The 12,377-nt window shown below is 76.4% G+C and carries 8 protein-coding genes; 4 read left to right on the top strand and 4 right to left on the bottom strand.

Going from position 1 to position 12,377, the window contains the following annotated elements:
* Positions 1-49: 49 nt before the first annotated feature.
* Entirely contained in the window at positions 50-313 is a 264-nt protein-coding gene (locus Q6349_RS06510; RefSeq protein ID WP_171247326.1) for a mycoredoxin, read from the top strand.
* Positions 314-334: 21 nt separating this feature from the next.
* Here the strand turns inward: Q6349_RS06510 and nudC are convergent, their stop codons facing one another.
* Complete coding sequence (gene nudC / locus Q6349_RS06505; protein ID WP_304603386.1) at positions 335-1,285, bottom strand: NAD(+) diphosphatase; 951 nt, start codon at positions 1,283-1,285, stop codon at positions 335-337.
* Between the two features lie 74 nt (positions 1,286-1,359).
* Between nudC and Q6349_RS06500 the strand changes: the two genes are divergently transcribed.
* Complete coding sequence (locus Q6349_RS06500; protein WP_171247328.1) at positions 1,360-2,283, top strand: macrolide 2'-phosphotransferase; 924 nt, start codon at positions 1,360-1,362, stop codon at positions 2,281-2,283.
* 158 nt (positions 2,284-2,441) lie between these two features.
* Here the strand turns inward: Q6349_RS06500 and Q6349_RS06495 are convergent, their stop codons facing one another.
* Both Q6349_RS06495 and Q6349_RS06490 read right to left on the bottom strand, forming a co-directional pair.
* Positions 2,442-5,975 (bottom strand): ATP-dependent helicase, encoded by a 3,534-nt coding sequence (locus Q6349_RS06495; RefSeq protein ID WP_370375602.1) that lies wholly within the window; start codon positions 5,973-5,975, stop codon positions 2,442-2,444.
* Complete coding sequence (locus tag Q6349_RS06490; RefSeq protein WP_304603385.1) at positions 5,972-9,265, bottom strand: ATP-dependent DNA helicase; 3,294 nt, start codon at positions 9,263-9,265, stop codon at positions 5,972-5,974. The genes Q6349_RS06495 and Q6349_RS06490 overlap by 4 nt, the downstream gene beginning before the upstream one ends.
* Before the next feature lie 148 nt (positions 9,266-9,413).
* Here Q6349_RS06490 and Q6349_RS06485 point away from each other — a divergent pair, with 148 nt between their 5' ends.
* Positions 9,414-9,638, top strand: coding sequence for a DUF3107 domain-containing protein (locus tag Q6349_RS06485; protein ID WP_304603384.1), 225 nt, complete (start codon positions 9,414-9,416; stop codon positions 9,636-9,638).
* Positions 9,639-9,736: 98 nt separating this feature from the next.
* Here the strand turns inward: Q6349_RS06485 and Q6349_RS06480 are convergent, their stop codons facing one another.
* Positions 9,737-10,441 (bottom strand): ferritin-like fold-containing protein, encoded by a 705-nt coding sequence (locus Q6349_RS06480; RefSeq protein WP_304603383.1) that lies wholly within the window; start codon positions 10,439-10,441, stop codon positions 9,737-9,739.
* A gap of 217 nt (positions 10,442-10,658) precedes the next feature.
* On the opposite strand from Q6349_RS06480, the gene Q6349_RS06475 reads away from it, so the two are divergent.
* Positions 10,659-12,299 (top strand): DEAD/DEAH box helicase, encoded by a 1,641-nt coding sequence (locus tag Q6349_RS06475; protein ID WP_369810828.1) that lies wholly within the window; start codon positions 10,659-10,661, stop codon positions 12,297-12,299.
* Positions 12,300-12,377: the final 78 nt, after the last annotated feature.

The following is a 12,377-nucleotide window of genomic DNA, read 5'->3' as shown; positions in this document are numbered from 1 at the left end:
GTCGCAGCCGGTGCCGACACCGACCCCACGTCTCCCCAGGAGGACCCCGATGACCGTCGCCCCGACGCTGCCCGCACCCGGCACGATCACCATGTACTCGACGCCGTGGTGCGGCTACTGCCGGAGGCTGCGCACGCAGCTCGACTCCGAGGGCATCGGCTACACCGTCATCGACATCGAGGAGCACCCCGAGACGGCCGCCTACGTCGAGCAGGTCAACGGCGGCAACCAGACCGTGCCAACGGTGGTCTACCCCGACGGTTCCGCGGCGACCAACCCGTCGCTCGCCGACGTCCGGGCCGCCCTGTCCTGACGGCGGTCGGACGCTGCCGGGTCACCAGGCGCCCGGCAGCTCCGCGCCGTACCACTCCTCGATCAGCGCCCGTGCGATCGAGTGCCGTCCGGGCAGCGAGATCTCCCCGGCGGCGGCCGCGTCGTGCAGCTCGGCCCGGGCGAACCAGCGTGCGTCCGTGACCTCCTCGTCGTCGGTGCGCACCTCGGTGGCGACGGCCCGTGCCCGGAACCCGAGCATGAGCGAGGCCGGGAACGGCCAGGCCTGGGAACCGCGGTACACGACGTCGCCGGGCGCCGTCCCGACGACGACGCCGGACTCCTCGGCGACCTCCCGGCGCACCGTGTCCTCGAGCGCCTCGCCCGCCTCGACGAACCCGGCCAGGGTGGAGAACCGGCCCTCGGGCCACGTCGCGGCGTGCCCGAGCAGCAGCCGGTCGGCGTCGTCGACGACGGCCATGATCACGGCCGGGTCGGTGCGCGGGTAGGTCTCGCGCTCGTCCACCGGGCAGTGCCGTGCCCAGCCACCCTGCACGACGACGGTCGGCGTCCCGCACCGGCCGCAGCGCTGATGGGTGCCGTGCCAGCCCGCCAGGGCCACCGCCTCCACCGAGAGCCCGTGCACCAGCACCGTCGAGTCCTCGTCCGCGGCGAGCGCCTCGGCCTGCCCGGCGGTCAGCTCGCGCAGCCCCGCCCAGCCGTCGGCACCCGCCGGGGGTGGCGGGTCCTCGACGTCGTCGGGCAGCAGCAGCGCCACGTACGTCGACCCGTCGTCCTCGCCCAGGTACACCCAGGTGCCCTCGGGCAGCCCGGCGGGCGCGAGCAGGGCCGCTCGCGGCGCGTCGGCGCCGACGACGGCGAGGCGCTTGCGGTGCAGCACCAGGGCGCGGGTCGTGGACTCCCGCCGCAGCCTGTCCATGAGACCGGTCTCCGTGCGGCGGTGCGCGGCACGGTCGTGCCGGGTGCGCGAGAACGGCAGCTCCAGGGGGTTCACGCCTGCGACCGTACGCCAGGACACGCCCGAGGGCGCACCCGTGCTGCGCCCTCGGGGCGCACTACGGTGGCACTGTGCCCCGTAGTCCACTCGCTCTCGCCGCGCTCGCGACGGCCGCCGTCCCCGGCCTCGACGCGTGGTCCGTGCACCCCGAGGACGTCCCCGGCGACTACGACGTCGCGATCGTCACGACCGGTGACGGGACGGAGTGGCTGGTGCGTGCACCGTCGACGACGCTCGCCGGTGCGGCGATGGAGGCCGAGATCGAGCTCCTGGAGTCCCTGCACCTCTACGTCGAGGCAGGTGTGCTGCCCTTCACGGTCCCCCGGGTCGCGGGGTCGGCCCTGCTGCCCGAGGGCGGCCGCGCCGTCGTCCACCGTCGCCTGAGCGGCAGCCCGTTGGACGTGGCCTCGCTGCGCCCCGGGCCGGGTCTGGCCGCCGACCTGGGTCGCACGCTCGCCGCGGTGCACGAGCTGCCCACCGCGGTGGTCGAGGCGTGCGGGCTGCCCTGCTACTCGGCCGCGGAGTACCGCGAGCGGCGTCTGGTCGAGCTGGACGAGGCGGCCGCGACCCGCCGGGTGCCCACCCGGCTGCTGCGCCGGTGGGAGGCCGCGCTCGAGGACATCAGCCTGTGGCGCTTCCAGCCGGTCGTCGTGCACGGCGACCTCGCCCCGGACCAGGTGCTGGCGTCGGGCCGCCGCGTGAACAGCATCAGCGGGTGGTCCGAGGCCCGGGTGGCGGACCCGGCCGACGACCTGGCGTGGCTGCTCGCGGCCGCGCCACCGGACTGCGTCGACGCGATCATGGAGGCGTACCGGCTGCGTCGCACCGAGCTCACCGATCCCCGTCTCGTCGACCGGGCGCTGCTCGTCGGCGAGCTGGCGCTGGCGCGATGGCTGATGCACGGCGTGCGCCGCGGCTACCCCGACGTCGTCGCGGACGCCGAGTCGATGCTCGCCGACCTCGACGAGGCCACCCGCGAGGACACCCCCGCGTGAGGCGGAGGTGGAGCGGAGCGTGGGGCCCGAGGCACGAGGGACCCGCACGCAGCGGCGCCGCACCCGCACGCGGCGAGGGAACCGCCTGACCGGACTCGCCCCACGCTTCGGGCGACCAGGACGGCGACGAGACCCCCGGCGACGACCCCGGGTGCCTCCTAGGACCCGCGGACCAGTGCCTCCAGCCCGTCCTCGTCGAGCAGCTCGGCGGGCCGCACCGTCGTGCCGGACGTCACGTAGACGAACGCGGCGCTGACCTTCTCCACGGGCAGCCCCGTCCAGCGGGACCAGGCGAGCCGGTAGGCGGCGAGCTGGACCTCGCGCTGGGCGCGGTCGGCCGGGTCCCGCGGTTCCCGGCCCGTCTTCCAGTCGACGACGACGACGGCGGGCGGCTCGCCGTCCGCGGCGGGCGGGGCGTCAGGGTCGACGAAGACGGCGTCCATGCGCGACCGCACCATGACCCCGGCGATCGGCGTCTCCACGTCCTGCTCCACCGCGATCGGGGTCCGCGCGGCCCACGGCGTCTCCTCGAACCGTCGGCGGAGCTCGTCGAGCGCCAGGTCGGTGGCGGCGTCGGGCTCGTCGGCACCGGGCAGGTCGTCGACGTCCATCAGCGAGGCCTTCGAGTAGAACTGCTCCACCCAGGCGTGGAACAGCGTCCCGCGGCGTGCGTGCACGGTGGGTTCGGACGGGACGGGCCGGCGCAGCTGCCGGGCGAACTCCCCGCGGTCGCGGGACAGCCGCACCAGGCCCGAGGCGGAGACGTGCGCGGGCATCTCGACCGTGGGCCCGTCGCGCTCGGACCGCTCGGCGAGCAGGATCCGCGAGAGCTCGACGAGGTCGTGGCCCGTGGCGTCGCGCAGCGCGCCGTCCCGGGGCGTGGCGCCCTGCCGGGAGGCGTCGGCGACCCGCGCCGCCGTCGCGCGCAGCACGTCGCGGGGCGCGGGCTGCCGGGCGGCCCCGTCGCCGGCCGCGGCGTCGTGCCCGTCGGGCGGCGCGGAGCCGCCGGACATGTCGGGCGCGGGCCACACACCCGTCCGTTCGGCGTCGTCACGCGGGTTGTGGTCGGTCGCGCCCGGCAACGCCTCCCAGCCGGTGGGGTCGACGAGCCCCGACTCGGCCAGCTCGGCCAGGAACGGGGAGATCCGGCGCGGCCGGGCCCCGGTCCCCCACCAGTGGGCGGCGCAGAAGAGCTCGTGCCGGGCCCGCGTGAAGGCCACGTAGGCCAGCCGCCGTTCCTCACGGAGCTGGTGGGCACCGCAGTCGAGCGCGAACGCGTCGCGGCGCGCGATCAGGTCCTTGGTGTCGGTGACCTCGTGCAGGGGCAGCTCCGGCAGGTCTGCAGCGTCACCGCGCAGCGGGTACGGCAGCTCACCGAGACCGGTCAGCCAGCCGGAGTCGGTGCGGCCCTTGGCGCTCTCGGCCGTGGTGGGGAAGACACCGTCGACCAGTCCGGGCACGGCCACCACGTCCCACTCGAGCCCCTTGGCGGCGTGCGCGGTGATGATCTGGACGGCGTCCGGGTCGGGTTCGCGCACCGGCATGTCCAGGCCGCGCTCCTGCGTGCCGGCCACGCCGAGCCAGGCCAGGAAGGCCCCGAGCGTCGCGACGTCGGCGGACTGGGAGAACCCGGCGGCGACGTCGCGGAAGGCGTCCAGGTGCTCGCGCCCGCGTCGGCTGACCCCCTCGGCGGCGGTCGCCCCGCCGGCGGCGACGAGGCGGTCGACGACGACCTCCGCGGTCGCGACCTCCACGTCCAGCCCGAGGGCGCGTTCGGCGACCACGACGAGCTCGGGCAGCGAGAGGTAGGTCAGCGACCGCAGCTCCCGCAGCAGCCGGGACAGCGCGGCCAGGCGGGCATGACCCTCCGGGGTGAGGACACGACCGTCACGGGCGGCCCGGCCGACGTCGGGCAGGTCGTCGAGCGCGTCCACGATCGAGCGGTGGTCGACGACGTCGCCCTCCACGACCGCCGGGTCGTCCCCGTCGTCGGGGCCGGCCCGGTGGGTGCGCGGGGCGTCACGGCGCGCGAGGTCCGCCGCCCAGGACCCCAGGGCGTGCAGGTCGGCGGCCCCGAGGTTGACGCGGGGACCGGTGAGCAGCCGCAGCAGGGAGTCGCCCCGCGAGGGGTCGTGGACCGCTTCGAGCAGCGCGACGACGTCGACGACCTCGGGCGTGCTGAGCAGCCCGCCCAGGCCGACCACCTCGACCGGCAGCCCCCGTCGACGCAGTGCCGTCTCCAGGGCGGGGAACTGCGACCGCGCCCGGCACAGCACGGCGGCGGTCACACGGTCCGACGCGTCGGGACGCGTCGCCCGGCGCCACCGGGCACCGACGAAGTCCGCGACCGCCTCGGCCTCGTCCTCCAGGGTGGCGGCCACGTGCGCGCTGACGGCACCCGGGCCGGCGCCGGGTCGCAGGTCCAGCGGGGGCACCCGGACCGCTGCGCCGGTGTCGTCGCGCAGCGGGCGGGACGCCACGTTGGCGGCCTGCAGGACGGCGTCGTCGTTGCGCCAGGAGGTGCTGAGGTAACGCACCGCCGCCGCGCCGCCGTCGGCGTGACGGAAGCGGTCGGGGAACCGCGCCAGACCCGAGGCCGAGGCCCCGCGCCAGCCGTAGATGGACTGGTGCGGGTCGCCGACCGCGGTGACCGCGTGCCCGCCGCCGAAGAGGCCCGCGAGCAGCTCGACCTGCGCGTGCGAGGTGTCCTGGTACTCGTCGAGCAGCACGACGCGGTAGCGGGCCCGTTCGGCCGCGCCCACGGCCGGCACCGTGCGGGCGAGCTCGGCGGCGAAGGCCACCTGGTCCCCGAAGTCGAGGGAGTCGGTGTTGCGCTTGCGACGCCGGTACTCGGCCACGAGGTCGAGCAGGCGGGCGCGCTCGGCCACCGAGCCGATCAGCTTCTCCACCTCACGGGTCCGCTGCTTCTGCTTCGGCCCCAGCGGCAGGTTCTCCAGCCGCTCGACGATGTCCTCCAACGCCGCACGGGCCTCGTCGACGCCCCGCAGGTGCTCGCCGAGCGCCCCCGAGAGGGACAGCACGGCACCGACGACGGTGCTGACGGCCTTGTCGGTGCCCAGGTCGGCGTCCCAGGACTCGACGACCTCGGCCGCGAGCTGCCACTGGTTCGCCTCGCCGAGCAGCCGCGAGCCGGGCTCGACGCCGAGCCGCAACCCGTGGTCGCCGACCAGGGAGGCCGCATAGGCGTTGTAGGTGGCGACGGTCGGCCGGGCCAGCAGGTCCAGGTCCGACGCGCCGCGGTCCCGGGCCCGGGCGAGCTGGGCCAGCCGCGACTGCACGCGCGCCGCCAGCTCCCCGGCGGCCTTGCGGGTGAAGGTCAGACCGAGGACCTCCTCGGGCTCGACGAGCTCGTTCGCCAGGAGCCACACGACCCGGGCGGCCATCGTCTCCGTCTTGCCGGAGCCGGCGCCGGCGACGACCAGCACGGGTTCCAGGGGCGCCTCGATGACGGCCACCTGCTCGTCGGTCGGGACGGGACGTCCCAGGAGCTCGGCGATGTCCCGCGCGGACAGCCGTGGCCGGGCCTCCTCGTCGACGGGTTCGTCCGGGGTCTCCAGCGCGGGGTACCCGAGCTCCGCGCTGCGGTGGGACCCGCCGAGCGCCGCCCAGGCGCCGTCGTCGAGCAGCGTCTCCTCGTCGCGCCGGGACCGCCCGGCGTCCGGCGTCGTCACGAGATCACGCTCCGTCCCTCGGCCTGCACGGGGCAGCTGCGGCGCACCGGGCACACGGTGCACAGGTCGTTCTCACGAGCGGTGAACGCCGAGGCCGCCATGGTGTCGGCCGCCTGCTCGACGAGAGCCCGTGCCCAGCTCGAGCCGTCGTCCCCCACGTCCAGCGCCGACTGGGTGCGCAGGGTGGCGCCACGGGCGCCGGTGGCGACGTGGACGAGCCGCGCCCCCGCGCTGCGGGTGCCCTCCGGCAGGTCCAGCGCGCCGGCGTCGACGGCGAGCTGGTAGGCGCCGAGCTGGGGGTTCTCGGCGGCCTTCGCCTGCGGCGGCACGGAGCGGCCCGTCTTGAGGTCGGCGACGACGACCCCGTCGCCGTCGCCGGGTTCTACCCGGTCGATCTTGCCCCGCAGACGGGCGCGGCCGACCGTGAGGTCGAACGCGGGCTCGACCAGGAGCGGCGCGCCGTGCTCGGCGGTGTACGCCGCGAGACGTTCGACCATCTCCTCGGCGCGCTGCCGCAGCTGCCGCGCCGGCCACCCCTCGGGCAGCGCCAGCTCGGGCCAGCGACGGTCGAGCTCGGCGCGCAGCGTCGTCAGGGGTGCCGCGGGGTGCTCCTCGGCGATGCTGTGCACGAGCGTGCCCAGGCTCTGGTGCGTGGCGTCGGGGGCCGTGCCGCCGGCGGACTCGAACGCCCAGCGCAGCGCGCACGCGTCGACCGTGTCCACCTTGGACGGCGACACCGTCACCTCGTCCTCCGGTCCCCACAGGGCGGCGTCGCTGGAGGCGTGGGCGACGCCGTACCACGTGCGCGGGTCGGCCTCCGCGATCCCTGCCTCGGCCAACCGGGCCAGCAGCGCGGCGGCCGCGTCGGCCGCGTCGTCGACATCGTCGGCGTCGTCCTGATCCCCGTCGGCGGCGAGCCGGCCCGTGACCGCGCGGACGAGCTCGGCGCGAGCGGCCGCGACGATCCCGCGCAGGTCGAGCGGCGGGCCGACGGCCACGCGGCGGGGGTCCGGGCCCTCGCCGTCGTCCCCCCGCGGCGAGACGAGGTCGCAGAAGACCGACGGGCTGTCCTCGGCGTCCTCGACGGCCGTGACGAGGAGCCGACGCCGCGCGCGCGACGTGGCCACGGCGAAGGCCCGCAGCTCGTCGGCGAGCACCTGCGACCTCGCCTCCTTGCCGACGCCGTGGCCGTCGACGGCCCGGCCCGCGAGCAGCTCCACCAGCGCCTGCGACCCCAGCAGGGAGTCGCGCAGCCGCAGGTCCGGCCACACCCCGTCCTGGACACCGGCGACCACGACGACGTCCCACTCCCGTCCGGCGGCACCGGCGGGGGTCAGCGCCTCGACCGACCGGGTGCCCGTGGCGGCGGCGGCGAGGGAGTCGGCGGGCAGGTCCTGGGAGGCGAGGTAGTCCACGAACGCGCCGACGGGGGCCCCCGGCATCCGCTCGACGTAGGTCTCGGCGGCGCGGAACAGCGCCAGCACGGCGTCCAGGTCCCGGTCGGCGCGCACGCCCGCGGGACCGCCCGCGAGCGCCAGGTCCCGCCACCGCTCGGCGAGTCCGGTGGCGGCCCACGCGGCCCAGAGCACCGTCTGCGCGGTCGCGCCCTCGACGGCGGCGGCCTCCCGGCCGGCGGCGAGCACGCGGGCCACGGCCACCGCACCGCGCCGGACGCCGGTCGGCAGGGTGGCGGCCCGGTCCGGGTCGCCGAGCACCTCGACCAGCAACGTGTCCGAGGTCCGTCCCCCGCCACCGGACAGCTCCTCGGCCCGCAGCGCGCGCCGGAGGCGCCGCAGGGAGACCACGTCGAGGCCGCCGACGGGCGAGGTCAGCAGCAGGGCGGCGGTCTCCGCGTCGAGCACCGGCGGCGGTCCGTCCGCACCCTCGGCCAGCATGCGGTCCAGGGCGTCGGGGCCGGCGCACGCCCGCAGGACGGCGAGCAGCGGGACCACGGCGGGCTCGTCACGCAGCGGGACGTCGGAACCGAGCAGGGCCACCGGCACCGAGGCGGCCACCAGGTCCCGCCGCAACGAGGCGAGCCGGTCGCCGCTGCGGGCCACGACCGCCATGCGCTCCCAGGGGGTCCCGTGCAAGAGGTGCTCCGCGCGCAGCTCGCGGGCGACGTACGCGGCCTCCTGGGCGGCTCCGGCGAGCACGGCGACGTCGACCCGGGCGGCGTCGTCCTCGGCGTCCGGCCCGGGTTCCGCGCCGCGGTGCAGCGCCCCGGAGACCGTCGCCACCCGGGACGTCACCGTGCGGGTGACCTCGCGCAGCCGTGCGGGCTGACGCCACGCCGTCCCGAGCACGACGGTGCGGGCGTCGAAGGCCCCGACCTCGCCGGGCCGCGCACCCGCCCGGCCGACCAGGCCGGGGACGGCCCCGCGGAACCCCTGCACGGCGGTGTCGGGGTCGGCGAGGAGCACGAGCCGGGCCCCGGCGCCGTGCAGCACCCCGAGCAGGCGCGCCGTGGCCACCGTGGCCTCCTGGTAGTCGTCGACGACGACCAGGTCCCAGCGGGGCACCGGGGTGCCCGGGACCTCGTCGGTCCAGGTGGACAGCGCGTGCGCGGCCTCGTCGACGACGACGGCGGGGTCGTAGCGCTCGCCCGCGTCGGGCGTGCCCAGCCGTAGCGCCATGACGTCCAGGTACTCCTCGTACAGCCGCGCACCCAGCTCCCACTCGGGCCGCTCGTGCCGGCGCCCGAGATCGGCGAGGTCGGCGGGGGTCAGCCCGCGCTCGGCCGCGCGCATCAGCAGGTCACGCAGCTCCTGTCGCAGCCCGCGCAGCCCCAACGACTCCTCGGGGAGGCCGTCGGGCAGCGTCAGCGGAGCCCCGTCACCGGCGAGCCGGCCCTCCAGGAGCTCGGCGAGCACGAGGTCCTGCTCCGGTCCCGACACGAGCGTGGGAGGCGGCTCGCCGAGCGCACCCGCGCGGGTGCGCAGCACGGAGAAGGCGGCCGACGCCGCCGTGCGCACCATCGGCGCACCGATCGTGCGGCCCGCGCCGGCGGCGACGTCGTCGCGGAGCCGGGCCGCGGAGCGTCGGGTCGCGGCGAGCACCAGCACCCGCGCCGGGTCCAGGCCGCCGCGGATCGCGCGGACCGCCACCTCCCGCGCCACGGTCGTCCTGCCCGTGCCCGGTGCGCCGACGACGAGAGTGACGGGCGCCGCGAGAGCCTCCGCGACCGCCGCCTCCTGGGTCTCGTCCAGCACGACACCGGCCCCGGCGGACTGCGCGGGGGCCGGCGGGACCAGGCGGACCGGGGTGCGGACGGGTGCGGTGGCTGTCACGGGGCGATTCGACCACGCGCCACCGACAGCCCCGGCCCCGTTCACCCTGCGCGGACGCCACCACCGCGAGGGCCCTGCCGTGCATAGGATCAGGTCAGCCAGAACCACCCGGCGTCGCAGGCGCGACGCCGATCGCGAAGGAGACAACGTGGAGATCACGATCGGTGTGCAGAACCTGAACCGCGAGCTGGTGGTGGAGACCGACCAGAAGCCCGAGGAGATCGCCGAGGCCGTGCGCGCCGCGCTCGAGGGCGGCAAGCCCTTCGAGGTCAAGGACACCAAGGGCCGCCAGATCCTCGTGCCGGCCGCGGTGCTCGGCTACGTCGAGATCGGCACCGGCGAGCAGCGTCCGGTGGGCTTCGGCTCGCTCTGAGCCACCGGGCCGCTCCCCCGCGGCCGTGACGGGTCGGCGCGGGGGACGGGCGCGGGCACGCACCGCCGTCGCGCGGACCCGCCGGGTGCGCCCGTCGGCTAGGCGGCGAGCTGCAGGCGGTCCATGCGCCGCGTGTGCTCGGCGGTGAGCCGCGCGACGATCCAGGCGCGGGACCCGCCGTCGCCGACGTCGGCCCCGAGCGCTGCGGGCGCCCGGCTCGCGAGGTCGTCCAGGCCGGGGTGCGTCGCGAGGAGCACGGTCACGAGGTTCAGCGCCTCGCCGACCACCCGACGACCCCACAGGGCCAGCCGGGACGCCAGGACCTCGTCGGCGGCGCCGAGGCGGCCGAGCACCTCGATCGCCTCGGCGTCGGCGCCCGCCTCGGCCACGGCGGCGGGTCCGGGAACCGGCCGGTCCAGCACCTCGCGCAGCCGGCGCCCGACGGGATCCTCGATCGACGCCGCCAGGGTGCGGCAGAAGTCCTGCGCGACGCCGTGACCGACGACGCCCTTGAGCAGGCCCTCGGCCCAGTCGTCGGTCCGCGTGCGGGCGTCGAACTCGGTCAGCGTGTCCGCGAACGGCGCCATCACCGCGGCACGGGGTCCGCCGACGACGGCGAGCATCGCCCGTTCACGCTCGAGCGCGCGCTCGGCCCCGTCGGCCAGGGCCTGGCGGGTGTCCAGGTCGGGGGCGTCCACGGACCGGGTGGCGAGCAGGCCGAACTCGGCCAGCTCGGAGTAGGCCGCGAAGCCCACGAGGTCGACGACGGACGCGGGCACGGCGGAAGGGCGCTGGCTGCTCACCGGACCAGGATAGGTGCCCGTGTCGAACGCCTCACCCGGCGGCACGACGTGTCCGATACCATGGCCGGGTACCTCGGTTGCCCGGTCGTCTCGATGCTGACCTGATGCGCACACCGCGCGACGTACTTCCGCGATCGGCTGCCGACCACTCCGGCGCAGCGTGCGATCCGCGGCCAGACCGTGTGGTCCGCCGCGCCGACGACATGTGAAGGCACCAGTGACCACAGACACCACCGCCGGGGACGCCGTCGCGGCGACCGGCACCAGTGAAGAACCCGACTACTCGACCGCGGCCGCGATCCAGGCCCAGGACGTGAGCTTCGCCGACTTCGGCGTCCGCGAGGAGATCGTCGCAGCCCTGCGCGACGCCGGGATCACCCACCCGTTCCCCATCCAGGCGATGACCCTTCCGGTCGCGCTGCAGGCGCACGACATCATCGGCCAGGCCAAGACCGGCACGGGCAAGACCCTGGGCTTCGGCGTGCCGCTGCTGCACCGGGTCGCCGCCCCGGGCGAGCCCGAGTACGACGAGCTGCCCGCCCCGGGCAAGCCGCAGGCGATCGTCGTCGCCCCGACGCGCGAGCTCGCCGTCCAGGTCGCCAAGGACCTCGAGGCCGCGTCCAGGGGCCGCGACGTCCGCATCGTGCAGATCTACGGCGGCCGCGCCTACGAGCCGCAGATCGAGACGCTGAACAACGGCGTCGAGGTCGTCGTGGGCACCCCGGGCCGCATCGTCGACCTGATGAACCAGGGCCACCTCAACCTGTCCCGCGCCGCGACGGTCGTGCTCGACGAGGCCGACGAGATGCTCGACCTCGGCTTCCTGCCCGACGTCGAGAAGATCCTGGCGCGCACGCCGGCGGTGCGGCACACGATGCTGTTCTCGGCCACGATGCCCGGCCCCGTGGTCTCCATGGCCCGCCGGTACATGAAGCAGCCGACGCACATCCGGGCCGCCGACCCGGACGACGAGGGCGCCACCGTCAAGAACACGCGCCAGGTCGTCTACCGGGCCCACGCGCTCGACAAGGTCGAGGTGCTGGCCCGGATCCTGCAGGCCGAGGGCCGGGGCCGCACGATCGTCTTCACGCGGACGAAGCGCACCGCCGCGAAGGTCTCCGACGAGCTGCGCTCGCGCGGGTTCGCCGCGGGTGCCATCCACGGCGACCTCGGCCAGGGCGCCCGCGAGCAGGCCCTGCGCGCGCTGCGTCACGGCAACATCGACGTCCTCGTGGCCACCGACGTCGCCGCCCGCGGCATCGACGTCACCGACGTCACGCACGTGATCAACTACCAGTGCCCCGAGGACGAGCGCACCTACCTGCACCGCATCGGCCGCACGGGTCGCGCCGGCAACAAGGGCACCGCGATCACGTTCGTCGACTGGGACGACGTGCCGCGCTGGCAGCTCATCAACAAGGCGCTCGACCTCGGCTTCCCGGAGCCGGTCGAGACGTACTCCTCCTCGCCCCACCTGTTCACGGACCTCGGGATCCCCGAGGGCACCAAGGGCCGTCTGCCCAAGGGCGCCCAGAAGCTCGGCGGCCTGGAGGCCGAGGAGCTCGAGGACCTGGGCGAGACCGGCAAGCGCACCGGTGGCCAGGACCGCGGCGGCCAGGGCGGCCAGAGCCGTGGCGGCGGTCGCTCCCGCGGCGGACGCGGCGGCCAGGGGCAGCGCGCGGGCGGCCAGGAGCGCCGCTCCGACGCCGGCCCGCGTGCCGAGCAGCCCGCCGGGGGACCTGCCCAGGGCCAGGACGCGAACGGCGAGGGCGGCCAGCGCCGCCGGCGTCGGCGTCGCCGCCGCAGCGGTTCCGCCGAGGGCCAGGGCGGCGGCACGCCGTCGGCCGGCACCGACTGACATCGTCGTGGGGGGGGGGCGCCCCCCCCCCCCCCCACCCCCACACGCGCGGCCCCCCCCCCGCCCCCCCCCCCGCAC

The sequence above is a fragment of the Isoptericola sp. 178 genome, from assembly GCF_030586525.1.
Taxonomy (GTDB): Bacteria; Actinomycetota; Actinomycetes; order Actinomycetales; family Cellulomonadaceae; genus Isoptericola; species Isoptericola sediminis.
Note: the sequence above shows the minus strand (reverse complement) of the source record. Positions and strands in the feature narration are given on the sequence as shown.